Origin of the sequence: Pseudomonas sp. LFM046, assembly GCF_000949385.2 — a bacterium.
GTDB lineage: Bacteria > Pseudomonadota > Gammaproteobacteria > Pseudomonadales > Pseudomonadaceae > Metapseudomonas.
Genome location: NZ_JYKO02000001.1, coordinates 5681741 through 5705502 on the forward strand (window position 1 = coordinate 5681741; position 23762 = coordinate 5705502).

Annotated in this window: 23 protein-coding genes; 11 read left to right on the forward strand and 12 right to left on the reverse strand. The window is 65.6% G+C overall.

Going from position 1 to position 23762, the window contains the following annotated elements; genetic code table 11:
- The first annotated feature begins 10 nt into the window (after window positions 1-10).
- The 6 genes from exbB (at window position 11) to TQ98_RS26160 (ending at window position 6734) form a co-directional block, all read left to right on the forward strand.
- Window positions 11-973: a tonB-system energizer ExbB gene (gene exbB, locus TQ98_RS26135; RefSeq protein ID WP_044873241.1), complete on the forward strand. Its 963-nt coding sequence runs from the start codon at window positions 11-13 to the stop codon at window positions 971-973.
- 3 nt (window positions 974-976) lie between these two features.
- The gene (gene exbD / locus TQ98_RS26140; RefSeq protein WP_044873242.1) at window positions 977-1402 is read left to right on the forward strand and encodes a TonB system transport protein ExbD; all 426 of its coding nucleotides are present in this window, start codon (window positions 977-979) and stop codon (window positions 1400-1402) included.
- Window positions 1399-2136: an energy transducer TonB gene (locus TQ98_RS26145; protein ID WP_044873243.1), complete on the forward strand. Its 738-nt coding sequence runs from the start codon at window positions 1399-1401 to the stop codon at window positions 2134-2136. Before exbD ends, TQ98_RS26145 begins: the two co-directional genes overlap by 4 nt.
- 89 nt (window positions 2137-2225) lie before the next feature.
- Window positions 2226-3164, forward strand: coding sequence for a hydrogen peroxide-inducible genes activator (locus TQ98_RS26150; RefSeq protein ID WP_044873244.1), 939 nt, complete (start codon window positions 2226-2228; stop codon window positions 3162-3164).
- A complete protein-coding gene (gene recG, locus TQ98_RS26155; protein WP_044873245.1) occupies window positions 3161-5236 on the forward strand; it encodes an ATP-dependent DNA helicase RecG in 2076 nt (691 codons plus the stop codon). The genes TQ98_RS26150 and recG overlap by 4 nt, the downstream gene beginning before the upstream one ends.
- 91 nt (window positions 5237-5327) lie before the next feature.
- Complete coding sequence (locus tag TQ98_RS26160; protein ID WP_044873246.1) at window positions 5328-6734, forward strand: aminoacyl-tRNA deacylase and HDOD domain-containing protein; 1407 nt, start codon at window positions 5328-5330, stop codon at window positions 6732-6734.
- A 165-nt stretch (window positions 6735-6899) separates the two neighbouring features.
- Here the strand turns inward: TQ98_RS26160 and TQ98_RS26165 are convergent, their stop codons facing one another.
- From TQ98_RS26165 to TQ98_RS26185, 5 genes are all read right to left on the reverse strand, one after another.
- A complete protein-coding gene (locus TQ98_RS26165) occupies window positions 6900-7292 on the reverse strand; it encodes a hypothetical protein (protein ID WP_044873247.1) in 393 nt (130 codons plus the stop codon).
- A 136-nt stretch (window positions 7293-7428) separates the two neighbouring features.
- Complete coding sequence (locus TQ98_RS26170; RefSeq protein WP_016495401.1) at window positions 7429-7701, reverse strand: HU family DNA-binding protein; 273 nt, start codon at window positions 7699-7701, stop codon at window positions 7429-7431.
- Window positions 7702-7889: 188 nt separating this feature from the next.
- Window positions 7890-9038 (reverse strand): FAD-dependent oxidoreductase, encoded by a 1149-nt coding sequence (locus TQ98_RS26175; protein WP_044873248.1) that lies wholly within the window; start codon window positions 9036-9038, stop codon window positions 7890-7892.
- 72 nt (window positions 9039-9110) lie between these two features.
- Complete coding sequence (locus tag TQ98_RS26180) at window positions 9111-9278, reverse strand: rubredoxin (protein WP_044873249.1); 168 nt, start codon at window positions 9276-9278, stop codon at window positions 9111-9113.
- A 149-nt stretch (window positions 9279-9427) separates the two neighbouring features.
- On the reverse strand, window positions 9428-9595 hold the full coding sequence (locus TQ98_RS26185; protein ID WP_044873250.1) for a rubredoxin: 168 nt from the start codon (window positions 9593-9595) through the stop codon (window positions 9428-9430).
- Window positions 9596-9761: 166 nt separating this feature from the next.
- Between TQ98_RS26185 and TQ98_RS26190 the strand changes: the two genes are divergently transcribed.
- Together TQ98_RS26190 and ubiA are read left to right on the forward strand one after the other, a co-directional pair.
- Window positions 9762-10316 (forward strand): chorismate lyase, encoded by a 555-nt coding sequence (locus TQ98_RS26190; RefSeq protein ID WP_044873251.1) that lies wholly within the window; start codon window positions 9762-9764, stop codon window positions 10314-10316.
- 27 nt (window positions 10317-10343) lie between these two features.
- The gene (gene ubiA, locus TQ98_RS26195; protein ID WP_044873252.1) at window positions 10344-11234 is read left to right on the forward strand and encodes a 4-hydroxybenzoate octaprenyltransferase; all 891 of its coding nucleotides are present in this window, start codon (window positions 10344-10346) and stop codon (window positions 11232-11234) included.
- A 35-nt stretch (window positions 11235-11269) separates the two neighbouring features.
- On the opposite strand, the gene TQ98_RS26200 is transcribed toward ubiA, so the two are convergent.
- Window positions 11270-11656, reverse strand: coding sequence for a hypothetical protein (locus tag TQ98_RS26200; RefSeq protein ID WP_044873253.1), 387 nt, complete (start codon window positions 11654-11656; stop codon window positions 11270-11272).
- 326 nt (window positions 11657-11982) lie between these two features.
- Here TQ98_RS26200 and phoB point away from each other — a divergent pair, with 326 nt between their 5' ends.
- From phoB to TQ98_RS26215, 3 genes are all read left to right on the forward strand, one after another.
- On the forward strand, window positions 11983-12672 hold the full coding sequence (gene phoB / locus TQ98_RS26205; protein WP_016495408.1) for a phosphate regulon transcriptional regulator PhoB: 690 nt from the start codon (window positions 11983-11985) through the stop codon (window positions 12670-12672).
- A 37-nt stretch (window positions 12673-12709) separates the two neighbouring features.
- Window positions 12710-14014, forward strand: a complete 1305-nt coding sequence (gene phoR, locus TQ98_RS26210; RefSeq protein ID WP_044873254.1) for a phosphate regulon sensor histidine kinase PhoR — start codon at window positions 12710-12712, stop codon at window positions 14012-14014.
- A gap of 77 nt (window positions 14015-14091) precedes the next feature.
- Window positions 14092-15432: a hemolysin family protein gene (locus TQ98_RS26215; protein WP_044873255.1), complete on the forward strand. Its 1341-nt coding sequence runs from the start codon at window positions 14092-14094 to the stop codon at window positions 15430-15432.
- A 119-nt stretch (window positions 15433-15551) separates the two neighbouring features.
- Here TQ98_RS26215 and TQ98_RS26220 read toward each other — a convergent pair whose 3' ends face one another.
- From TQ98_RS26220 to TQ98_RS26245, 6 genes are all read right to left on the reverse strand, one after another.
- Window positions 15552-16448, reverse strand: coding sequence for a peptidoglycan DD-metalloendopeptidase family protein (locus TQ98_RS26220; RefSeq protein WP_044873256.1), 897 nt, complete (start codon window positions 16446-16448; stop codon window positions 15552-15554).
- A 104-nt stretch (window positions 16449-16552) separates the two neighbouring features.
- Window positions 16553-17470, reverse strand: coding sequence for a response regulator (locus tag TQ98_RS26225; protein ID WP_044873257.1), 918 nt, complete (start codon window positions 17468-17470; stop codon window positions 16553-16555).
- Window positions 17471-17643: 173 nt separating this feature from the next.
- On the reverse strand, window positions 17644-18390 hold the full coding sequence (gene phoU, locus TQ98_RS26230) for a phosphate signaling complex protein PhoU (RefSeq protein WP_044873258.1): 747 nt from the start codon (window positions 18388-18390) through the stop codon (window positions 17644-17646).
- Between the two features lie 142 nt (window positions 18391-18532).
- Window positions 18533-19366 carry a phosphate ABC transporter ATP-binding protein PstB gene (gene pstB / locus TQ98_RS26235; protein ID WP_044873259.1) on the reverse strand — a complete coding sequence of 278 codons (834 nt, stop codon included), beginning with the start codon at window positions 19364-19366 and terminating at the stop codon, window positions 18533-18535.
- A 68-nt stretch (window positions 19367-19434) separates the two neighbouring features.
- Window positions 19435-21051: a phosphate ABC transporter permease PstA gene (pstA, locus tag TQ98_RS26240; protein ID WP_177410230.1), complete on the reverse strand. Its 1617-nt coding sequence runs from the start codon at window positions 21049-21051 to the stop codon at window positions 19435-19437.
- A gap of 220 nt (window positions 21052-21271) precedes the next feature.
- Window positions 21272-23257 carry an ABC transporter permease subunit gene (locus tag TQ98_RS26245; RefSeq protein WP_177410231.1) on the reverse strand — a complete coding sequence of 662 codons (1986 nt, stop codon included), beginning with the start codon at window positions 23255-23257 and terminating at the stop codon, window positions 21272-21274.
- Window positions 23258-23762 lie beyond the last annotated feature (505 nt).

Sequence of the window (23762 nt, forward strand, 5' to 3'; positions counted from 1 at the left end):
TCCGGCCAGCATGAATTCCAACGCCCGCAACACCCAGCCAATCACCGCCCGCCCGCCACGCCTGCTGGCAGCCCTGCTGATCAGCATGATGTTGGTGCCCAACGCCTCCTTCGCCGAAGAGCCGACTGCCCAGGCCGTTCCGGCAGCCGCCACCCAGGCCGCTGCAACCGGTGATGCCGCCGAAGGGGCTGCCACTCCGGTCGCCTCCCAGGACCCGAACGCCCTGCCCGCCGACCCGCTGGCCGCCGAGGCCGAAGGCGAGCAGCTGCTGGCCCACGACCTGTCGCCCTGGGGCATGTACCAGAACGCCGACATCGTGGTGAAGGGCGTGATGATCGGCCTGGCCCTGGCGTCGGTCCTGACCTGGACGGTCTGGATCGCCAAGGGCTTCGAGCTGATGGCCGCCAAGCGCCGCCTGCGCCGTGAACTGGCGACCCTGAAGGGCGCCCGCAGCCTGAACGAGGCCGGCGAGAAGGTCAGCGGCGGCAACTGCGTCTCCCACCTGCTGGTGCAGGACGCCCAGGAAGAGCTGAAGCTCTCCACCAACCTGCGGGAAAAGGACGGCATCAAGGAGCGCGTCAGCTTCCGCCTGGAGCGCCTGGTAGCCGCCAGCGGCCGGCAGATGAGCCAGGGCACCGGCGTGCTCGCCACCATCGGCTCCACCGCGCCCTTCGTAGGCCTGTTCGGTACCGTCTGGGGCATCATGAACAGCTTCATCGGCATCGCCAAATCCCAGACCACCAACCTCGCCGTGGTCGCCCCCGGCATCGCGGAAGCCCTGCTGGCCACCGCCCTGGGCCTGGTGGCGGCGATTCCGGCCGTGGTCATCTACAACGTCTTCGCCCGTTCCATCGCCGGCTACAAGGCCCAGGTGGCCGACGCCTCCGCCCAGGTGCTGCTGCTGGTCAGCCGCGACCTGGACCACCTGCCGGCCGAGCGCGGCCAGTCTACGCACATGGCGAAAGTGGGCTGATCCATGGGAATCCATCTGAACGACGGTGGCGATGATCTCCAGGAAACCCACGAGATCAACGTCACCCCCTTCATCGACGTGATGCTGGTGCTGCTGATCATCTTCATGGTCGCGGCGCCCCTGGCCACGGTCGACATCAAGGTCGACCTGCCCGCTTCCACCGCCAAGCCCGCTCCCAGGCCGGACAAGCCGATCTACCTGAGCATCAAGGAAGACAAGAGCTTGTACCTGGACAACGAGCAGGTCACCGAGGAGCAGTTGGCCAGCGTGCTCGACAAGCTGACCAACTCCGACAAGGAGAAGACCATCTTCGTCCGTGGCGACAAGGTGGTGGAGTACGGCCGCCTGATGGAAGTGATGGATGCCCTGCGCGGCGCCGGCTACCTGAAGATTGGCCTGGTCGGACTCGAGACGGTCGGCACTAAATGAGTCAAGGCAAACGCAAGCTGTCGCATTGGGGCGTCAGCCTGGTCGTGGTGCTCGGCCTGCACGTCGGCCTCGGCCTCTGGGCGCTCTACTGGCGCCCCCACGCCGAGCCCATTGAGTTGCCGCCAGCCGCCATGGTGGTGGAGCTGGAGCCACTGCCGGCTCCCGCCCCCAAACCGGCGCCGCCACCGCCGCCCCAGGTGGAGCCGGAGCCCGAGCCGCTGCCCAAGCTGGTGGAAGCACCCAAGCCGAAGATCGCCATCGCGCCCAAGCCGAAACCCAAGCCCAAGCCGCCGAAACCCAAGCCGCCCGAGCCAAAGCCTGAAAAGCCGACGGAAACCGAGAGCGTGAAGGAAAGCGTTGCCGCGCCGACCACACCGGCGCCCAGCGATGCCAAGCCCGCCGCCCAGCAGCAGGCCGCCTCCAGCGCTCCGTCGGACGCCAAACCCACCTGGCAGAGCAAGCTGCTCAGCCACCTGGCGCGCTACAAGCGTTACCCGGAAGATGCTCGCCGCCGTGGCTTCGAAGGGGTCAATCGGCTGCGCTTCGTGGTCGATGGCGAAGGCAAGGTGATCTCCTATTCCCTGGTGGGCAAATCCGGCAGCGCTTCGCTGGACCGCGCCACCCTGGAAATGATCCGCCGCGCCCAGCCGCTGCCGCCGCCCCCGCCGGAACTGCTGAACAACGGCTCCCTGGAAGTGGTCGCACCGTTCGTCTACTCCCTGGACCGCCGCTGACCTCCCAAGCGCCTGCACCGCCCCGGCGCAGGCGCTTGGTTCCATTGATTCCAGCCGCTATGCTTGCCGGACCTCAATGGAAATTCGCTATGACCCTCACCGAACTGCGCTACATCGTCACCCTCGCCCAGGAACAGCATTTCGGCCGAGCCGCCGAGCGTTGCCACGTGAGCCAGCCGACCCTGTCGGTGGGGGTGAAGAAGCTGGAAGACGAGCTTGGCGTGCTTATCTTCGAACGCAGCAAGAGCGCGGTTCGCCTGACCCCGGTCGGTGAGGGCATCGTCACCCAGGCGCAGAAGGTGCTGGAGCAGGCCCAGGGCATCCGCGAGATGGCCCAGGCCGGCAAAAACCAGCTGGCGGCCCCGCTCAAGGTCGGCGCCATCTATACCGTCGGCCCCTATCTGTTCCCGCACCTGATTCCGCAGCTGCACCGGGTCGCCCCGCAGATGCCGCTGTACATCGAAGAGAACTTCACCCACGTCCTGCGCGACAAACTGCGCACCGGCGAGCTGGACGCCATCATCATCGCCCTGCCCTTCGCCGAAGCCGACGTGCTGACCAAGCCGCTCTACGACGAACCCTTCTACGTGCTGCTGCCCACCGGGCACCCCTGGACCGCCCGCAAAACCATCGACAGCGAGATGCTCAACGACAAGAGCCTGCTGCTGCTGGGCGAAGGCCACTGCTTCCGCGACCAGGTGCTGGAAGCCTGCCCCAGCCTGCGCAAAGGCGGAGAAGACAGTGCCAAGCACACCACGGTGGAATCCAGTTCGCTGGAAACCATCCGCCACATGGTCGCCTCCGGCCTCGGCGTTTCGATCCTGCCGTTCTCGGCGGTGGACAGCCACCATTACGCCCCTGGCGTGATCGAGATCCGTCCGCTGACCCCGCCCGTGCCCTTCCGCACCGTGGCCATCGCCTGGCGCGCCAGCTTCCCGCGTCCGCGCGCCATCGAAGTGCTGGCAGACTCCATCCGCCTCTGCTCGGTGGCTCACCCGCAGACCCAGGGCGAACCGCAGCCGGCATGACCGAGCTGTCCCAAGTTCCGGTCACCGCGCTCAAGGGCGTGGGTGCCGCCCTGGCTGAAAAGCTCGCCAAGGTCGGCCTGGAGAATCTCCAGGACATCCTCTTCCACCTGCCCACCCGCTACCAGGACCGCACCCGCATCACCCCCATCGGTGAGCTGCGCCCCGGCGGGGACGCCGTGGTCGAGGGCATCGTCGCCGGTGCCGACGTGGTCATGGGCCGCCGCCGCAGCCTGCTGGTGCGCCTGCAGGACGGTACCGGCACCCTCAGCCTGCGCTTCTTCCACTTCAGCCAGGCGCAGAAGGACGGCCTAAAGCGCGGCACCCAGCTGCGATGCTACGGCGAAGTCCGTCCCGGTGCCACGGGCCTTGAGATCTACCACCCGGAATACCGCGCCCTCTCGGGCGACGAGCCGCCGCCGGTGGAGCAGACCCTGACGCCCATCTACCCCACCACCGAAGGCCTCACCCAGCAGCGCCTGCGCTCGCTCAGCCAGCTCGCCCTGGCGCGCCTCGGCCCTCAGAGCCTGCCGGACTGGCTGCCGAAGGAATTGGCCCGCGACTACCACCTGGGTTCCCTCGACGAAGCCATCCGCTACCTGCACCGACCGCCGCCGGATGCCGATCTGGAAGAACTCGCCGAAGGCCAGCACTGGGCCCAGCAACGCCTGGCCTTCGAAGAACTGCTGACCCACCAGCTGTCCCTGCAGCGCCTGCGGGAAAGCCTGCGGGCCCAGCACGCGCCGCAGCTGCCGCCCGCTCGCAAGCTTCCCGCGCAGTACCTGGCCAATCTTGGCTTCCAGCCCACCGGTGCCCAGCAACGGGTCGGCGCCGAAATCGCCTATGACCTCGCCCAGCCGGAGCCCATGCTGCGTCTGGTGCAGGGTGATGTGGGCGCCGGCAAGACCGTGGTCGCCGCACTCGCCGCGCTCCAGGCCCTGGAGGCTGGCTATCAGGTGGCCCTGATGGCGCCCACGGAAATCCTCGCCGAGCAGCACTACCTCAACTTCAGCAAATGGCTGCAGCCGCTCGGCCTCGAAGTGGCCTGGCTGGCCGGCAAGCTCAAGGGCAAGGCTCGCGCCGCCGCCCTGGAGCAGATCGCCGGCGGCGCGCCCATGGTGGTGGGCACCCATGCGCTGTTCCAGGACGAAGTGCAGTTCAAGCGCCTGGCCCTGGTGATCATCGACGAGCAGCATCGCTTCGGCGTCCAGCAGCGCCTGGCCCTGCGAAAGAAAGGCGTGGAAGGCCGTCTCTGCCCGCACCAGCTGATCATGACCGCCACCCCGATCCCGCGCACCCTGGCCATGAGCGCCTACGCCGACCTGGACACCTCCATCCTCGACGAGCTGCCCCCCGGCCGTACGCCGGTGAACACCGTGCTGGTGGCCGACAGCCGTCGCATCGAGGTGATCGAGCGGGTCCGCGCCGCCTGCCACGAAGGCCGCCAGGCCTACTGGGTCTGCACCCTGATCGAGGAATCCGAGGAGCTGACCTGCCAGGCGGCGGAAACCACCTTCGAGGAACTCTCCTCGGCCCTCGGCGAATTACGCGTTGGCCTGATCCACGGGCGTATGAAGCCTGCCGAAAAGGCCGCAGTGATGGCCGAGTTCAAGGAAGGCCGCCTGCAGCTGCTGGTGGCCACCACCGTGATCGAGGTGGGCGTGGACGTGCCCAACGCCAGCCTGATGATCATCGAGAACCCCGAGCGCCTCGGCCTGGCCCAGTTGCACCAGCTGCGCGGCCGCGTCGGCCGGGGCAGCGCCGCCAGCCACTGCGTGCTGCTCTACCACGCGCCGCTGTCCCAGCTCGGCCGCGAGCGCCTGGCCATCATGCGCGAGACCTGCGATGGCTTCGTCATCGCCGAAAAGGACCTGGAACTGCGCGGCCCCGGCGAAATGCTCGGCACCCGCCAGACCGGCCTGCTGCAATTCAAGGTCGCCGACCTGATGCGCGATGCCGACCTGCTGCCCGCCGTGCGCGATGCCGCGCAGGCCCTGCTGGCCCACTGGCCGCAGCACGTCAGCCCGCTGCTGGAGCGCTGGTTGCGCCACGGCCAGCAGTACGGACAAGTGTGATGCAGTTCACAGCTCAACCGTCGGCTCGCCCCGCCCCCTTCCGAGCTGCTCGTTATACTCCGGGCAGAAAAAACCAAAGCTGGATGCTGCCATGACCGAAGTCGCGCTCGCCCCGGATTCCTCGCCCCAACCGCCCGCAGTGATCGTCCAGCTGCTGGAGAAGCTCGGCGTGCCCTTCAATGTCCGCCTGGAGCATAGAGGCCTGCCGGCTTCGCAGCGGGTCCAGGCCGTGCTGCTGGAAGATGCCGTCGGCGCCCTCCTGGTCCTCTTTCCGCGCAGCCAGCTGCTCGACCTCAACCGCCTCGCCGAACTGACCGGCCGCAAGCTGGTGGCGGTCAAGCCGGAGCGCCTGGAGCGCATGCTGGGCAAGCACGATCTGGGCACCCTGCCCGGCCTGCCGACACTGACCAGCTCCCCCAGCCTGTACGACGAGCGCCTGCTGCAGGAGCCGCGTCTGCTGGTGGAATCGGGCCAGCCCGGCGTACTCCTGGAACTCTCCAGCGAGGACTACCGCGGCATGCTGAGCAAGGCCAGCGCCGCGCGCTTCGGCGAGCCGCTGTCGGCCATTCGCCTGAACCTCGACCGCCCGGCCGACGACCGCGCCGAAATCACCCAGGCGGTGCAGGCCTTCACCGCCCGCCGCATCCAGCAGCGCCTGGAAGAAACCATCGAGATCCCGCCGCTGGCGGAGTCGGCGCAAAGGATCATCAAGCTGCGGGTCGACCCCAACGCCACCGTCGAAGACATCACCGGCGTGGTGGAAACCGACCCGGCCCTGGCCGCCCAGGTGGTCAGCTGGGCCGCCTCGCCCTATTACGCCGCCCCCGGCAAGATCCGCTCGGTGGAAGATGCCATCGTCCGCGTGCTGGGCTTCGACCTGGTGATCAACCTCGCCCTCGGCCTGGCCCTGGGCAAATCCCTGAGCCTGCCCAAGGATCAGCCGCAGCACGCCACGCCCTACTGGCAGCAGGCGATCTACACCGCTGCGGTGATCGAAGGCCTGACCCGCGCAATGCCGCGCGCCCAACGTCCGGAAACCGGCCTGACCTACCTCGCCGGCCTGCTGCACAACTTCGGTTACCTGGTACTGGCCCACGTCTTCCCGCCGCATTTCTCGCTGATCTGCCGCCATCTGGAGGTCAACCCGCACCTGCCCCACAGCTTCATCGAGCAGCACCTGCTGGGGATCACCCGCGAGCAGATCGGCAGCTGGCTGATGCGTCACTGGGACATGCCGGAAGAGCTTTCCGATGCGCTGCGCTTCCAGCACGACCCGGATTACCAGGGCGACAACGCCGCCTACCCCAACCTGGTGTGCCTGGCGGTCAGCCTGCTGCGCAACCGGGGCATCGGCGCCGGCCCGCAAGTGGAGATTCCGAATGACCTGTTCGAGGCCCTGGGCCTGAGCCGGGAGAAAGCCGACGACGCCGTGAGCAAGGTGCTCCAGGCAGAAGCGGCACTGCGCGAACTGGCTTCCCAGTTCAATGCGCCGCACTGATCGACGGGCATGAAAAAGGAGCGCCAATGGCGCCCCTTTTTCATGGGCTCTTGTAGGAGCGAATTCATTCGCGAAGGGCTGCGAAGCAGCCGACCTGGCATCGATAGGGAGGGCCTTCGGCCCGCTTCGCGATTGAAATCGCTCCTACCGGGAAGACCGCGCCGATCAGGCCGCCTTCTTCTCGGCGAACTTCTTCTTCGGCACCAGGTGCTTGGTCAGGCCCTGGAACCAGATCACCAGGCCCGGATTGCCCTGGATCTGGATGTCCTTGTTCTGGATGCCCTGCATGAAGGCCAGCTGCTTGTTCTTGGCGCTCATGGTGGCGAAACCGTAGGCGCCGTCCTTGAAGCCAATGGCGAAGGCAGGCGCGCTGGCGGTACCGCGCTTGCTGGTCACGCGCTGGTCCTTGACGATGAAGTGACGGGCGATCTTGCCGTCCAGGGTATGCAGCTGGAACACCAGGTCCTTGCCCGCCAGCTGCTGCTGGAACTCGGCATTGTCACGACTGGCCTTGGCCATCAAGCGACCCAGCATCCAGAGAAGAAAGCGGAATTTCATGCGCGCACGGCCTCAAAGGGTTAAGAAAGCGGCGCATTGTAGCGGTTTGCCGGCTGGACTACAGCCAGCCAAAGGTGGGGGCGGCGAAATGGCGAGGGAACTGCCCGGAACCTCCCCGGTTCCGGGCAGAAGAAGCTTAGTTCACAGCTTCTTTCAGGGATTTGCCCGGTTTGAAGGCGACAGTATTGCTGGCCTTGATCTTTACCGGCTGGCCAGTCTGCGGGTTCTTCCCGGTGCGGGCACCACGGTGACGTTGCAGGAAGGTGCCGAAGCCCACCAGCGTCACACTGTCCTTGCGGTTCAGCGCGTTGGTGATTTCTTCGAGCACCGCATTGAGTACGCGATTGGCCTGGTCCTTGGTGAGATCGGCCTTCTCGGCAATGGCGGCGGCGAGTTCCGGTTTACGCATAGATGCCTCTTTGACGGTTTGTTGTTTTTGTGTCCGTGCTGTTCGTCCAGAACAGCGCCCAAGGCGCCGCAACGGCTCTGCGCTGCGGCAGACCACGGGGAGGATGGCACGCCTGTTGGCACTCCGCCAGTGTCGCCCGCGGGAATTCCGAAAGAACCGAAGGATTAATCCGACAGAAGGGCTGACATTTACGCCAAAAGCGGCGGCAGTTCGCGGTTCAGAGCCAGCTTCTCCTGCACTGCGGCCCCAGTCAGGGCGTAGCCCAGCAGGCGCCCGGCCTCATCGCGGTAGAGCACCTTGATGTCGCTGCCCTCGCCTTCGACTGTCCAGCTGCCGTCCAGGCCACGGGGAGGCGGCGAGACGACCAGCGGGCAGACAGGCGTCTTCACCGTCACCGGCATGGGGCCGTAGTTCACCGCCGTCGCGTTGCCGGCCAGCGTCTGGGCCAGGGCGCGGGCGCAGGCCATCAGCGGCATCACGAAGAGCAGGTTGAGGCCATCCACCTCGGCGCAATCCCCCAGGGCGTAGATATGGGCGTCGGAGCTGCGCAGCTGGCGGTCCACCACCACGCCTCGATTCACTGCCAGACCGGCAGCGGCGGCCAGTTCGGTACGCGGACGCAGGCCCACGGCGGACACCACCAGGTCACAGTGGACGCGGGTGCCGTCGGACAGCTGGGCGTCGAGCCCGTCCTCACCCCGATCCAGGCGCGCAAGCACCGGTCCAAGATGGAAGCGTGCCCCCAGGCTTTCCAGGCCAGCCTGCACGGCAGCCGCAGCGGCCGGATGCAGCAGGCCCGGCATCACCTGCTCGCAGGGCGCCACCAGTTCCACCTTCAGGCCACCCAGGCTGAGGTCGTTGGCGAATTCGCAGCCGATCAGGCCGGCACCGAGGATCAGCACCCGGCGCTTGCCGGCAGCCGCGGCGCGGAAGCGTGCGTAGTCCTCCAGGTCGTTGATCGGGAAGATCGCATCCTGAGCGTCGCCCTCAACCGGCACGCGGATGGTGTCCGCACCCCAGGCCAGCACCAGGTCGCGGTAGGACACCGCCTCTTCGCCTATCCACAGGCGTTTGTGAGCCGGGTCGATGCCGGTGATGCGGGTATGGGTGCGGATCTCCGCCTTGAGCTGTTCGGCCATGGCGCCGGGCTCGGCCATGGCCAGGCCGTCGGCGTCCTTGTTCTTGCCGAAACCCGTGGAAAGCATGGGCTTGGAGTAGGAGCGGCCATCGTCGGCGCTGATCAGCAGCAGCGGGGTTTCGCTGTCCAGCTTGCGAAACTCCTTGGCCAGGTTGTAACCGGCCAGGCCGGTGCCGACTATCACCACGGGTGCACTCATTGCTCACTCCTGCTCGTGAAACGACGCGACGGCCCATGGGCCGTCGCTTGAATGGGGGCGGATGTGGGTGGATCAGGTGATTTCAATCATCTCGAAATCGATCTTGCCGGTGCCGCAGTCGGGGCAGACCCAGTCCGGAGGGATATCTTCCCAGGGGGTACCGGGCGCTATGCCCTCTTCGGGCAGCCCTTCGGCTTCGTCGTAGATGAAACCGCAAACGATGCATTGCCACTTGCGCATGACCACCTCCGCCGGCGCGGAAATCCGTACTGAACCTACTCCAATTGGCCAGCGACCGCCAAGGTCCGCCAATGCCTTCCAGACAGAGGATAGGCTTTTATTTCGGGCACGAATAAGCCGGCACTTGGCCGGCTTGTTCAGTGCGGGGATCAGTTGATCTCGATCATCTCGAAATCCAGCTTGCCCACGCCGCAATCGGGGCACAGCCAGTCTGCCGGCACATCTTCCCAGCGGGTGCCGGCGGCGATGCCCTCATCCGGCCAGCCCAGGGATTCGTCGTAGACCAGGCCACACACCACGCATTGCCATTTTTTCATCACTCGTACCTCGTCGATCACGCGTTCTTGGACCAAAGCCTCTGAAGGGTTTTCCGGTCACTTCAAGGGCGCTTTGTACTGGTTTATCCCGCTGCCGGGCAAGAGGCAGCCGACGGGCACCGACCGTGCTAATCTGCGCCGTCTTCCACCGCCCAAGCCCCCGTCCGTGCCTCACGCCGCCCTCGTCCATCCGCCTCGCTGGCTGACCGCTGGCCAACTCCACCCCGCTCCCGCCGCCAACGTCCGTGACTGGCTGTTCGACCAGGGGTCCCTGACCCGCCGGCTCACCGCCCTTTCGGACAACGCCTTCAGCGTCACCCCGATCGAAGAAGGCTGGCAGACGCTGCGTGCCGACGAGTGCATCGCCCTCGGCGTTCCGACTGGCAGCCAGGGCTGGGTGCGCGAGGTCTACCTGCGCGGCCATGGCGAGATCTGGGTGTTCGCCCGCAGCGTGGCGGCACGTGGCGCACTGGAAGGTTCGGGGTTGGACCTGCACCAACTCGGCAGCCGCTCCCTCGGCGAGCTGCTGTTCAGCGACCGGGCCTTCGACCGGGGCGCCATTGAAGTCACCCGCTATCCGGCGCCGCTGCTGCCGGCCGGCGTGCGCGAGGAACGCCTGTGGGGCCGCCGCTCCTGTTTCTCGCGAGGGGAACTGGGCGTGCTGGTGGCGGAGATCTTCCTCCCCGCGCTGTGGCGTCACGCGGGCGTCGAGGCCGTATAATCCCGGCCTTCAACGGGAGAGCCGCCGATGTACCTCACGCTGTTGCAATCGCTGAACCGCCTGCATCCCCGCGCCATGGACTTCATCCAGCTGACCCGGCTGGACAAACCCATCGGCATCTATCTGCTGCTCTGGCCCACGCTCTGGGCCCTGTGGATAGCCGGTGAAGGCAGCCCCAGCCTGAAGAACCTGCTGATCTTCGTCCTCGGCGTGAACCTGATGCGCGCCGCCGGCTGCGTGATCAACGATTACGCCGATCGCAACTTCGACGGCCACGTCACCCGCACCCGCGCCCGCCCCCTGGCCAGCGGCCGGATCACGCCGCGCGAAGCGCTGGTGTTCTTCTTCATCCTGGTGGCCATCAGCTTCGTCCTGGTGCTCTTCACCAACGCCACGACCATCTGGCTGTCCTTTGGCGGCCTGGCGCTGGCCGCCAGCTACCCCTTCATGAAGCGCTACACCTACTACCCGCAGGTGGTGCTGGGTGCGGCCTTTTCCTGGGGCATGCCGATGGCATTCACCGCCGAGACCGGCGAGCTGCCGGCGGCGGCCTGGTTGCTGTACATCGCCAACCTGTTGTGGACGGTGGCCTACGACACCTACTACGCGATGACCGACCGCGAAGACGATCTGAAGATCGGGGTGAAATCCACGGCCATCCTCTTCGGCGACGCCGACCGCCTGATCATCGCCCTGCTTCAGGGCGCGGCGCTGTTCTGCCTGCTTCTGGCGGGGAACCGTTTCGAACTGGGGCTGTATTTCTACCTGGGCCTGGCGGTCGCCGCCGCCTGCTTCGCCTGGGAATACCACAGCACCCGCACGCGGGATCCCCAGGCCTGCTTCAAGGCCTTCCTGCACAACCATTGGGCCGGTCTGGCGATCCTCGCCGGCATCGCCACCGACTACGCGCTGCGCTGAGGCGCAGCGCGTAGCCAGACGCGAACTACGGGACCTCAGTAAGCTTCGGGTTTGGCAACGTGCCAGACCCCCATCTTGCCGTCACCGGTCACGTCACCCGCCTTCTTGTCCATGACAAACGTGTACAGCGGCTTGCCGTCGTAGGCCCACTGCATGGAGCCGTCGTCGCGCTTGATCACGCTCCATTCGTCATCACCCTTGGCACCCGCCTCGGCCATCAGCGGCGGCCAGTTCTGGGCGCACTGACCGTTGCAGGCGGACTTGCCGTCAGAGTCCTTGTCGTAGGTGTAGAGCGTCATGCCCTTGGCATCCACCAACATGCCGTTCTTCTCCATCGCCGGCTCGGCCGCCAGGCCCAACAGGGGCCAGCTCAGCAATGCGCCGGCAAACAGCGGAACGAATCGGGGGGAAATTCTTCTCATTTTCTGGCCTCTCCTCGGATTGAACAGCGACAGCCTGGCGGCAGCTGAGATCACGGCTTGAGGTCACAGCGGTGCAGGACGAAAGGAGCCACGAACACCATCTGGCCGATGGAGTCCTGTGCCAGGCTCCGGGCCGCCCAGGGTTTGCGGCAGCCTCATTGAGCATAGACGAGGCCAATCCTTATGAGTTCCGTGACGAATTGCCCGGTATCGGAAGGCGAGTCGCCGCTTGGCAGCCCTAACATTGCCATGTCACATCCCTGCAATAATTCCGTTATCTAATGCGGCGCAATCAGACAAACACGCGACCTTTTTGAGGTTTGAACATGGTTGGCAAGAACATCCTGATCGTCGACGACGAAGCACCGATCCGCGAGATGATCGCCGTCGCCCTCGAGATGGCCGGCTACGACTGCCTGGAAGCCGAGAACACCCAGCAGGCCCACGCCATCATCGTCGACCGCAAACCCGATCTGATCCTCCTCGATTGGATGCTGCCCGGCACCTCCGGCATTGAGTTGGCCCGCCGCCTCAAGCGCGACGACCTCACCAACGACATCCCGATCATCATGCTCACCGCCAAGGGTGAAGAGGACAACAAGATCCAGGGCCTGGAAGTGGGCGCGGACGACTACATCACCAAACCCTTCTCCCCCCGCGAGCTGGTGGCCCGCCTCAAGGCCGTGCTGCGCCGCGCCGGCCCGAGCGACGGCGAAGCGCCGATCGCCATCGGCGGCCTGCTGCTGGACCCGATCAGCCATCGCGTGACCATCGACGGCAAGCCGGCCGAGATGGGCCCCACCGAATACCGTCTGCTGCAGTTCTTCATGACCCACCAGGAGCGCGCCTATACTCGCGGCCAGCTGCTGGACCAGGTCTGGGGCGGCAACGTCTATGTCGAAGAGCGCACTGTGGACGTGCACATCCGCCGTCTGCGCAAGGCGCTCGGCGAGGTATACGAAAATCTGGTTCAGACCGTTCGCGGCACCGGCTATCGTTTCTCCACCAAAAGCTGAACCAGGCCCTGTCGGGCCGAGCACAAGGACGCGATAGGTGAATCAAGACTGGCGCGGCGCTGTCATCCGCCGCCTGCTTCTGCTGATCGGTGCCTGCCTGCTGGCGGGCCTGATTACCGGCCACTATGCCTGGGCACTGGTGATCGGCCTCGGCGCCTACCTGGGCTGGACCCTCGCCCAGCTGCTCCGCCTCTACAAATGGCTCAAGGAACACCAGCCCGATGAACCGCCGCCCGATGGCTACGGTCTCTGGGGCGAAGTGTTCGACAGCATCTATCACCTCCAGCGTCGCGACCAGCGCGTGCGTGGCCGCCTCCAGGCCGTGATCGATCGCGTGCAGGAGTCCACCGCCGCCCTCAAGGACGCCGTGGTAATGCTCGACAGCGACGGCAACCTGGACTGGTGGAACCGCGCCGCGGAAACCCTGCTGGGCCTGAAGACGCCCCAGGACAGCGGCCAGCCGGTGACCAACCTGATCCGCCACCCGCGCTTCAAGGAATACTTCGAGCAGGGCAATTACAACGAACCCCTGGACCTGCCCTCGCCGGTGAACGACCGCCTGCGCCTGCAGTTCCACATCACCAAATACGGCAACAGCGAGCACCTGATGCTGGTGCGCGACGTCACTCGCCTCCACCAGCTGGAGCAGATGCGCAAGGACTTCGTCGCCAACGTCTCCCACGAGCTGCGCACCCCGCTGACCGTGATCGCCGGCTACCTGGAAACCCTGCTGGATAACGTCGAAGACGTGAACCCGCGCTGGACCCGCGCCCTGCAGCAGATGAGCCAGCAGGGCAAGCGCATGCAGAACCTGCTCAACGACCTGCTGCTGCTGGCCAAGCTGGAAGCCACCGACTACCCCTCGGACAACCAGCCGGTGGCCGTGGACCTGCTGCTTTTGCAGATCAAGGCCGACGCCATCGCCCTGTCCGGCAATCGCCACCACCGAATCAGCCTGGAAGCCGACCACAACTTCAAGCTCCGTGGCAGCGAGGCGGAACTGCGCAGCGCCTTCTCCAACCTGGTGTTCAACGCGGTGAAATACACCCCGGACGAAGGCGAGGTCCGCATCCGCTGGTGGGGCGACGATACCGGCGCCCACCTCAGCGTGCAGGACAGCGGCATCGGCATCGAAGCCAAGCATGTGCCGCGCCTGACCGAGCGCTTCTACCGGGTGGATTCCAGCCGCAACAGCAGCACCGGCGGCACCGGCCTCGGTCTGGCGATCGTCAAGCATGTGCTGATCCGCCATCGCGGGCGTCTGGACATCAGCTCGGTGCTCAACCACGGCAGCACCTTCACCTGCCATTTCCAGACCACCCAGGTGGTCCGCCGCACCTGATCCAGGGCGCACCCCGACTTGCAAACTCGGGGTGCAGCCTTCACCCTTAGCCGGTCATTTCTCATCAAAAACCCTCCATGGACCCTTCCCCTAGTTCCAACTTCCTGACCTATTTCGCCGACTTCGGCCTGATTCTCTTCGCCCTGTTCCTCGTGCTGCTCAACGGATTCTTCGTGGCCGCCGAGTTCGCCATGGTCAAGCTGCGCTCCACGCGCGTCGAGGCCATCGCCGACCAGCACGGCTGGCGCGGCCGCATCCTGCGCACCGTACACAACCAACTGGACGCCTACCTCTCGGCCTGCCAGTTGGGCATCACCCTGGCCTCCCTGGGCCTGGGCTGGGTCGGTGAACCGGCCTTCGCCCATCTGCTGCAACCGCTGCTGGAATACGTCGGCATCGTTTCACCGAAACTGATCCACGGCATCGCCTTCTTCACCGCCTTCTTCATCATTTCCTACCTGCACATCGTGGTCGGCGAGCTGGCGCCCAAGTCCTGGGCCATCCGCAAGCCGGAGCTGCTGTCGCTGTGGACAGCTGTGCCGCTGTACCTCTTCTACTGGTTGATGTACCCGGCCATCTGGCTGCTCAACGCCAGCGCCAACACCATCCTGCGCATCGCCGGCCAGGGCGAGCCGGGGCCGCATCACGAGCACCACTACAGCCGCGACGAGCTGAAGCTGATCCTCCACTCCAGCCGCGCCCGCGACCCCAGCGACCAGGACATGCGCGTGCTGGCCTCGGCCGTGGAAATGGGCGAGCTGGAAGTCGTGGACTGGGCCAACTCCCGGGAAGACCTGATCTACCTGGAGCATGACGCTCCCCTGGCGGACATCCTCAGTGTGATTCGCCGCCACAAGTACAGCCGCTATCCGGTGCATGACGACCAGAAAGGCGAGTTCATCGGCGTGCTGCACATCAAGGACCTGCTGCTGGCCCTGTCCGCGCTGGACAGCCTGCCGGAATCCTTCGACCTGGCCGAACTCACCCACCCCCTGGAGCGCGTGACCAAGCACATGCCGCTGTCGCGCCTGCTGGAGCAATTCCGCCAGGGCGGCGCGCATTTCGCCGTGGTGGAAGAGGCCGACGGCAAGGTGGTGGGCTTCCTCACCATGGAAGACGTGCTGGAAGTGTTGGTGGGCGATATCCAGGACGAACACCGCAAGACCGAACGCGGCGTGCTGGCCTACCAGCCGGGCAAACTGCTGGTGCGCGGCGACACCCCGCTGTTCAAGGTGGAGCGTCTGCTGGGCATCGACCTCGACCACGTGGAAGCCGACACCCTCGCCGGCCTGGTCTACGAGACCCTCAACCGCGTGCCGGAAGAGGAAGAAGTGCTGGAGACCGACGGCCTGCGCATCATCGTGAAGAAGATGAAGGGCCCGAAGATCGTCCTGGCCAAGGTGCTCAGGCAGGAGTGACGGGTAAGGCGGCTGGGTGACGCCTCTCCGCCGGTGGGCTGAAGCCCACCCTACCTGGGGCAGGCTGTTCCTGAAGGGGCGATTTAAATCGCCAGGCAGGACGCAGTCCTGCCCACCCGCTACTCCCCGCCCACCGCAAAGTTCGGCAGTGTGTCCACCGGTTGGGCGAAGTCGAACGGGATGGATTCCAGCGCCAGGCCCACATTGCGCTGGATGACGAAGTGCAGGTGCGGGCCGGTGCTGTTGCCGGTGTTGCCGGAACGCGCGAGGCGTTCGCCAATGGCCACTTCCTGACCCTCGCGCACCTGCACCGAGCCACGCATCAGGTGAAGGTAGACGCCCATGGTGCCGTCGTCATGCAGGATGCGGACGAAGTTGCCGGAGGGGTTGTTGCCCCGGCCGCTCTGGTCGTTCTCCACCTTCACCACCACACCGGGACGCGCCGCGACGATGGGCGTGCCTTCGGGCATGGCGATGTCCAGGGCGTAGCGGCCCTTGGGGGTGAAGTGGCTGTAGCGGCCGTTGGCGCCCTGGGTCAGGCGGAAGGGGCCGCCCAGCCAAGGCAACGGATAGCGGTAGACCAGCGGCTGCGGGCGCGGATCGCCCATGGCATAGCGCAGCTTCGGCTTGTAGCGCATGGGGCGCCTGGGATCGGTCGGGGCCAGGGTGGCCATGCGCATGCTGCTGCGTGGCGCCAGCACCCAGCGGATGGGCTGGTCGGGGGCGCCGGAGACGTTCTCGGCATCCTGGATGCGCAGCTCCACCTCGACCGGTGCGAACAGATCATTGCGCAGAACCAGGGTCTCGCCGGCGTCGTGCTTCTTCGTCTCCAGCTTCACCGACAGATCCAGCCGCTCCACCATCCGGTCGCGGAAGACAAATACCTGGGCGCCCGAGACCGCCTGGTCGGTGTAGGTGACTACGCCGTTGGCGTCGGTGTACTTGTAGATGGTCAGTGCCATTGTCGGCAGGCTCAGGCCGGACAACAGCAACAGAGAAAGGACTCGCCCCAGCATATCGGCCCGTTGTTTTTCTGTGCTCCGTGAAGCCAGAGACTAGCAGCGAGACTACCGGCCGGCGAGATGTCCCCCGTCGGGCTGTGACGGGGTTGGCTGGACGATCAGGCGCCGGGGACGAAATGCTTCTGCGCGGTACCGCGGGCGATCAGGCGCGACAGGTAGTCGAGCTTCTGCGGGTCGCGGTCGACGAAGCGGAAGGTCAGCTGCAGCCACTCGCTGTCGGGCTTGGGCTCCAGGGCGGCAACCGAATGCAGGTAGCCGTTGAGGCGCGCCACTTCGCCACCCTCACCCTGCTCCAGGTCGAGCACGGCGCTTTCCAGGACCTGCGGCAGCGGTTCGCCACGGCGCACCACCAGCTGCGCGTCCTTCAGGCTCAGGGCCTTGATCACGCAGGCCAGTACGCCCGAAGGCAGGCGCAGCTGGGCCTGGCCACGACCGCCGGGGGCCTGGGACGCGGACTTGGCGGATGGCGTCGCTGCGGCAGGCTTGGCGGCAGGTGCCACGGCAGCGGCCGGCGCGGGCGCCGCAGGGCGCACCACCTCGGCCTTGCCGCCGGTGAGGGCCGCCAGGGAATCATTGGCGAAACCGCCGGCATTGGGCAGCCGGACCGGTGCGCTGGCCATCAGGGCCTCGAGTTTGCCGGTACGGGCCAGGGCCTTCTTCACCTTGGTGACCAGTTGATCGTTGGAGAACGGTTTACCGATGTAATCGGTGACGCCGGCCTGGATGGCCTGGATGACGTTTTCCTTGTCGCCACGGCTGGTGACCATGATGAAAGGCGTGGTCTTGAGGTGCTCCTGCTCACGACACCAGGTGAGCAGTTCCAGACCCGACATTTCCGGCATTTCCCAGTCGCAGAGAATCAGGTCGATACTGGCGCGGGCGAGCATCTGCTGGGCCTTGCGCCCGTTGATCGCCTCTTCGATCTGGATGCCGGGGAAATGGTCGCGCAGCCCCTTCTTCACCAGATCGCGGATAAAGGACGCATCGTCCACCACCAGCACATTGACCTTGCCCATCGACTACTCCTTGGAAATCGCGGCTAAGAATAGCCTTGGCTGATAGCCATTTGCCAAGTCCGATTTACGACCAGGTAGCTGTCCGCGACCGACGGGTCATGGTCATGGGCCGGATGCCCTGAAAGCAGAACGCCCGGCACGGGGCCGGGCGTTTCTGGGAGCGCAGGGGGAAATCAGTTCTGGCCGGCGTCCTTGCTGGAACCGTTGCCCTTCACTTCTTCGGTCATGCGCGCCAGGCCCATGTGGCGAACGTCGGTGCCGCGCACCAGGTAGATCACCAGTTCGGAGATGTTGCGCGCGTGGTCGCCGATACGCTCCAGGGAACGCAGGGCCCAGATGACGTTGAGCACGCGGCTGATCGCACGCGGGTCTTCCATCATGTAGGTGACCAGTTCGCGCAGGGCGGTCTTGTATTCGCGGTCGATGGTCTTGTCGTACTGGGCCACGGACAGGGCCAGGTCGGCATCGAAGCGGGCGAAGGCGTCCAGGGCTTCCTGGACCATCTTGCGCACCTGGTCGCCGATGTGGCGAACCTCGACGTAGCCGCGCGGGGCCACGCCTTCCTCGCAGAGCTGGATGGCACGGCGGGCGATCTTCGAGGCTTCGTCACCGATGCGCTCCAGGTCGATCACCGACTTGGAGATGCTGATGATCAGGCGCAGGTCGGAGGCGGCCGGCTGGCGACGGGCCAGGATGCGCACGCACTCTTCGTCGATGTTGCGCTCCATCTGGTTGATCTGGTCGTCGATCTCGCGCACCTGCTGGGCCAGGCCCGAGTCGGCGTCGATCAGCGCGGTGACCGCGTCGTTGACCTGCTTCTCGACCAGGCCACCCATCGCCAGGAGGTGGCTGCGCACTTCCTCCAGTTCGGCGTTGAACTGCTGGGAGATGTGATGGGTAAGGCTGTCTTTGTCGATCATTTTCTAACCCTTGTTGAGCAGAATGCTTTTCCTGGTGGTAGTGGCCTTCAACCAATCGTGCTGGGCAAGGAGGCGAAGTGAAGACAGTACGAGTAGTACGGCAAGCTTCGCCGACACAGTCCAGCGCGATTGGGTGTAGCCACTAGCCGTAGCGACCGGTGATGTAGTCTTCGGTCTGCTTCTTGGCCGGGTTGGTGAACAGGGTGTCGGTGTCGCCGAACTCGATCAGCTTGCCCATGTACATGAAGGCGGTGTAGTCGGAAACGCGAGCCGCCTGCTGCATGTTGTGGGTCACGATGACGATGGTGTACTTGCTCTTCAGCTCATAGATCAGCTCTTCCACCTTCAGGGTGGAGATCGGGTCCAGGGCCGAGCAAGGCTCGTCGAGCAGCAGCACTTCCGGCTCAACGGCGATGGTACGGGCGATCACCAGACGCTGTTGCTGACCGCCGGACAGGCCGAGGGCGGATTCGTGCAGGCGGTCCTTCACCTCGTCCCACAGGGCGGCACCTTTGAGCGCCCATTCCACGGCTTCGTCCAGCACGCGCTTCTTGTTGATGCCCTGGATACGCAGGCCGTACACCACGTTCTCGTAGATGCTCTTCGGGAAGGGGTTCGGCTTCTGGAACACCATGCCCACACGGCGGCGCAGCTCGGCCACGTCTTCTCCCTTGCGGTAGATGTTGGTGCCGTCGAGGCGGATCTCGCCGTCGACGCGACAGCCGTCAACCAGGTCGTTCATGCGGTTGAAGCAGCGCAGCAGCGTGGACTTGCCGCAGCCGGACGGGCCGATGAAGGCGGTCACGCGCTGCTTCGGGATGTTCATGCTGACATTGTGCAGCGCCTGCTTCTCGCCGTAGAACAGGGAGAGGCCGGGCACTTCGAGGGCAACGGTTTCGTCGGCCAGGCGCAGGTTCTGCTTGTCGCGGCCGAGGGCGGAAATGTTGACGCCGTGGCTATGGGTTTCGTGTTGCATATTCACTCCGTTCGTAGCTCCGAGCTACAAGCTGTGTGCTTCAGGCAAATCGGTTCGCAGTGGACGGATCAGCTGTCCAGCGCCTTGTATTTCTCGCGCAGGTGGTTACGGATGGCGACGGCCGAGAAATTCAGCAGTGCGATCACCATCACCAGCAGCAGCGCAGTGGCGTAAACCAGCGGGCGGGCGGCCTCGACGTTGGGGCTCTGGAACCCGACGTCATAGATGTGGAAGCCCAGGTGCATGATCTTCTGGTCCAGGTGCAGGTACGGGTAGTTGCCGTCCACCGGCAGGCTCGGCGCCAGCTTCACCACACCCACCAGCATCAGCGGCGCCACTTCGCCAGCGGCGCGGGCCACGGCAAGGATCAGGCCGGTCATCATGGCCGGGCTGGCCATGGGCAGGACCACTTTCCACAGGGTTTCCGCCTTGGTGGCGCCCAGGGCCAGGGAGCCCTCACGCACGGCACGCGGGATACGGGCCAGGCCTTCCTCGGTGGCGACGATCACCACCGGTACGGCGAGGATGGCCAGGGTCAGGGACGCCCAGAGCAGGCCCGGGGTGCCGAAGGTCGGCGCCGGGGCGGACTCGGGGAAGAACAGGCGGTCCAGGGAACCGCCCAGCACGTAGACGAAGAAGCCCAGGCCGAACACGCCGTAGACGATGGCCGGAACGCCCGCCAGGTTGTTCACCGCGATGCGGATCACGCGGGTCAGCGGGCCCTGCTTGGCGTATTCGCGCAGGTAGATGGCGGCGATCACACCGAAGGGGGTGACGATCACGGCCATGATCAGGGTCATCATCACGGTACCGAAGATGGCCGGGAAGATACCGCCCTCGGTGTTGGCCTCGCGCGGGTCGTCGGCGAGGAATTCCCAGAGCTTGGCGAAGTAGAAGCCGAGCTTGTCGAACAGGCCCATGGCGTTCGGCTGGTAGGCATGAACCACCTTGCCGAGGCTGATTTCCTGCTCTTTGCCACCCGCTTCGCGAACCACGACGCTGTCGCGGTTGAACTGCTGGTGCAGGGCAAGCAGCTGCTCTTCCAGGCCCTTGTAACGACCTTCCAGTTCGGCACGCTCGGCGGCGATGTCGGCCTGGGCCTCGGGCGTCAGGGCGTTGTTCAGTTCCAGCTTGCGGGTCTTCAGGCGCAGGCGCTCGAGACCGTGGTTGATGCCGCCGATGTCCTTCTTCTCCAGCTGGTAGAGCTGGTCGTAAAGGCCGTTCACGCGCTCCAGGCGCTTCTGCAGCTCGGCCATGGCGGCGTCGCCTTCGGCGACTACCTGGCCGTTTTCCTTCACGCTCACCAGACGGCCGTAGAAGTTGCCCCACTCGCGGCGCTCCAGCGCCACCAGCTCGGCCGGATACTGCTGATCCTGCAGCCAGTCGCCCACCACCCAACTGAAGTCGTTGCCGTAGAGGTCACGGTTGCCCAGCTTGAGCAGTTCGCGGGTCATGAACTCCGGGCCGTCCTCAGGCACCGGCAGGCCGGCACCCTTGAGGCGCGTGCGGGACACTTCCTCGATCTGTACGGCTTCGCCGATCAGCGCATGGGCTTCCTGGCCGGGCACCGCATAGCGTGCCTCCACCAGGTCCGCCGGCCAGAAGTGGGCCAGGCCGCGAACGGCGATCACCGACAGCAGGCCGATGGTCATGATCACGGCGATGGACACTGCCCCGCCGCTCATCCAGACGCCGGGTGCGCCGCTGTTGAACCAGTTTTTCAGGGAAACCTTTTTCACGGATTTCTCCAACGCTTGAGTCTTCCAGTTCCTCCCGCCCTGGGGGCCGGAGGTTTCCTATTTCTGGGGTGGGGCTGCGGCACTGGGCCACACATCCCTCACCCTGTCCTTCGGACCACCCTCTCCCAGGGAGAGGGGGTCGGATGCAACGCCCGGAGCGTTGCGCTTACAGAGACGCGTACTTCTTGCGCAGGCGCTGACGAATCACCTCGGCCAGGGTGTTCATGATGAAGGTGAACGTCAGCAGCACCAGGGCCGAGAGGAACAGCACACGGTAGTGGGTACCGCCGACCTCGGACTCCGGCATTTCCACCGCCACGTTGGCGGCCAGAGTGCGCATGCCTTCGAAGATGTTCACTTCCATCACCGGCGTGTTACCGGTGGCCATCAGCACGATCATGGTCTCGCCCACGGCACGGCCGAGGCCGATCATCAGGGCGGAGAAGATGCCCGGGCTGGCGGTGAGCAGGACCACGCGGGTCATGGTCTGCCAGGGCGTGGCACCCAGGGCCAGGGAACCGTAGGTGAGGCTCCTCGGCACGCTGAACACGGCGTCTTCGGCGATGGAGAAGATGTTCGGGATCACCGCGAAGCCCATGGCCAGGCCGACGATCAGGGCGTTGCGCTGGTCGTAGGTGATGCCCAGGTCGTTGCTGATCCACAGGCGCATGTCGCCGCCGAAGAACCAGCTTTCCATCAGCGGGCTCATGCCCAGCGCGAACCAGGCGGTGAGGCCCACCACCGGGATCAGGATGGCCGCTTCCCAGCCGTCCGGCACGCGCAGGCGGATGGACTCCGGCAGGCGGCTCCAGATGAAGCCGGCCAGCAGGATGCCGAAGGGCGTCAGCAGCAGCAGGCTGAAGATGCCGGGCAGGTGGCCTTCCACGTAGGGCGCCAGGAACAGACCGGCGAAGAAGCCGAGGATCACGGTGGGCAGGGCTTCCATCAGCTCGATCACCGGCTTCACCTTGCGGCGCATGGACGGGGCCATGAAGTAAGCGGTGTAGATGGCCGCGGCGACAGCCAGCGGAGCTGCCAGCAGCATGGCGTAGAAGGCAGCCTTCAGGGTGCCGAAGGTCATCGGCGCCAGGCTCAGCTTGGGCTCGAAGTCGGTGTTGGCGGCGGTGGATTGCCAGACATACTTGGGTTCGTCATAGCTCTCGTACCAGACCTTGCCCCACAGCGCGCTCCAGGAAACTTCCGGGTGCGGGTTGTGCAGGCGGAACGGCAGCAGTTGACCCCCCTCCTCCACCACGATGCGGTTGGCACGGGGGGACAGGGCCAGCAGACCGGAGCCGTCGGTGACTTCTTCAACCAGGAGGGTGCGGTTGGCGGTGCTGTGGAACACGCCGAGGTGGCCGGTGGAATCCAGGGCGACGAAGCCCTTGCGGCGCTCTTCCGGCGCGATCTCCACCACCGGGGCGGCGCCCAGCTGGAAGTCGCGGATGTGCTTGAGGCGCGAGGAGCCATCCTGATCGCGCGCCATGAACCACTGGGTGATGCCACCCTTGGAGTCGCCCACCATCAGGGAGATACCGCCCAGCAGCATGGTGCTGGCGGTGACCTCGCGCTCGCCGTCTTCCAGCAGCTTGTAGCGGCCGTTGAGGGCTTTCTCGCGCAGGCTGAAGACGTCGGCCTGGGCACGGCCATTGAGGACGTAGAGCCACTGGTGGCGCGGATCGATGTAGATGGCCTTGATCGGCTCGACCATCTGCGGCAGCTCGATGCTGCTCTGCTCCTGGGTGGTCTCGCCGGTCAGCATGTTCTCTTCGCTGACCACCTGCTGCACGAGCAATTGGCTACCGGTGGAGCCGGCCAGCATCAGGGTCTCGTCATTGATGCTGAGGGCGATGTGCTCCAGGGGGCGGCCCTGGGCATCCAGCACCATGGGCTGTTCGCCATAGGGGAAGCTGACCTGGGGCTGGATGGTTTTCTTGTTGTCCGGGTAGGTGACCTTGTAGCTGTGCTTGAAGATCAGCGCCTGACCGTTGGACAGGCCCAGTACCACCAGCGGACTGCCGGGCTGGTCCTGGCCGATGGAGACAACGCTGACGCCGGCCGGCAGCGGCAGCTGCTTGCGGTCCAGCAGGCTGCCGTCCTTGTAGGCGAAGAACTGCACTTCGCCCTTGTCGGCGACGCGCATGCCCACCATGTTCTGTTCTTCCAGGGCCAGCAGCAGCGGCTTGCCGGCGTCCTGCTGCAACCAGGCCGGGCTCTGCGCTTTCTTCGCCGTCAGTTCGGCGCCCTGGAACAGCGGCACCACCACGTAGGCCAGGTAAAAGAAGATGAGGGTGATGGCGCCAAGAACGGCAAGACCGCCGACCAGCACGTACCAGCGGGTCAGGCGGTCCATCAGCGCTCGCATCTTGCGCTTGCGCACCAGCGCAGGCGTATTGAAGTCGATGCGGGCGGGCGGATTCTTCGAAGTTGTCAGGGAATTGGCCAGGTCAGTCATGGGTTCGGGCTCTTGCCACAGTCAGCGCGCGCGGGCTTTTACGATGGGCGCACAGCCTACGGACATCGTGTGACAGAAAGATTACAGCGAGTTGACGTGGCGAAGCCCACCCAGAGGAGGCCTCGGGGCGGGCTTCTGCGACAGGGGTCTCCCGTCGCCCTTGCGTCCTTGCGGAGCGGCGCGCGTTGGGCCGCCGCTCCCT

Bases quoted from the DNA above. Each gene is read 5' to 3' on its own strand.
- exbB (WP_044873241.1), top strand. From the start codon at position 11: ATGAATTCCAACGCCCGCAACACCCAGCCAATCACCGCCCGCCCGCCA.
- exbD (WP_044873242.1), top strand. From the start codon at position 977: ATGGGAATCCATCTGAACGACGGTGGCGATGATCTCCAGGAAACCCAC.
- TQ98_RS26145 (WP_044873243.1), top strand. From the start codon at position 1,399: ATGAGTCAAGGCAAACGCAAGCTGTCGCATTGGGGCGTCAGCCTGGTC.
- TQ98_RS26150 (WP_044873244.1), top strand. From the start codon at position 2,226: ATGACCCTCACCGAACTGCGCTACATCGTCACCCTCGCCCAGGAACAG.
- recG (WP_044873245.1), top strand. From the start codon at position 3,161: ATGACCGAGCTGTCCCAAGTTCCGGTCACCGCGCTCAAGGGCGTGGGT.
- TQ98_RS26160 (WP_044873246.1), top strand. From the start codon at position 5,328: ATGACCGAAGTCGCGCTCGCCCCGGATTCCTCGCCCCAACCGCCCGCA.
- TQ98_RS26165 (WP_044873247.1), bottom strand. From the start codon at position 7,292: ATGAAATTCCGCTTTCTTCTCTGGATGCTGGGTCGCTTGATGGCCAAG.
- TQ98_RS26170 (WP_016495401.1), bottom strand. From the start codon at position 7,701: ATGCGTAAACCGGAACTCGCCGCCGCCATTGCCGAGAAGGCCGATCTC.
- TQ98_RS26175 (WP_044873248.1), bottom strand. From the start codon at position 9,038: ATGAGTGCACCCGTGGTGATAGTCGGCACCGGCCTGGCCGGTTACAAC.
- TQ98_RS26180 (WP_044873249.1), bottom strand. From the start codon at position 9,278: ATGCGCAAGTGGCAATGCATCGTTTGCGGTTTCATCTACGACGAAGCC.
- TQ98_RS26185 (WP_044873250.1), bottom strand. From the start codon at position 9,595: ATGAAAAAATGGCAATGCGTGGTGTGTGGCCTGGTCTACGACGAATCC.
- ubiA (WP_044873252.1), top strand. From the start codon at position 10,344: ATGTACCTCACGCTGTTGCAATCGCTGAACCGCCTGCATCCCCGCGCC.
- TQ98_RS26200 (WP_044873253.1), bottom strand. From the start codon at position 11,656: ATGAGAAGAATTTCCCCCCGATTCGTTCCGCTGTTTGCCGGCGCATTG.
- phoB (WP_016495408.1), top strand. From the start codon at position 11,983: ATGGTTGGCAAGAACATCCTGATCGTCGACGACGAAGCACCGATCCGC.
- TQ98_RS26215 (WP_044873255.1), top strand. From the start codon at position 14,092: ATGGACCCTTCCCCTAGTTCCAACTTCCTGACCTATTTCGCCGACTTC.
- TQ98_RS26220 (WP_044873256.1), bottom strand. From the start codon at position 16,448: ATGCTGGGGCGAGTCCTTTCTCTGTTGCTGTTGTCCGGCCTGAGCCTG.
- TQ98_RS26225 (WP_044873257.1), bottom strand. From the start codon at position 17,470: ATGGGCAAGGTCAATGTGCTGGTGGTGGACGATGCGTCCTTTATCCGC.
- phoU (WP_044873258.1), bottom strand. From the start codon at position 18,390: ATGATCGACAAAGACAGCCTTACCCATCACATCTCCCAGCAGTTCAAC.
- pstB (WP_044873259.1), bottom strand. From the start codon at position 19,366: ATGCAACACGAAACCCATAGCCACGGCGTCAACATTTCCGCCCTCGGC.
- pstA (WP_177410230.1), bottom strand. From the start codon at position 21,051: ATGAGCGGCGGGGCAGTGTCCATCGCCGTGATCATGACCATCGGCCTG.
- TQ98_RS26245 (WP_177410231.1), bottom strand. From the start codon at position 23,257: ATGGTGGGCATGCGCGTCGCCGACAAGGGCGAAGTGCAGTTCTTCGCC.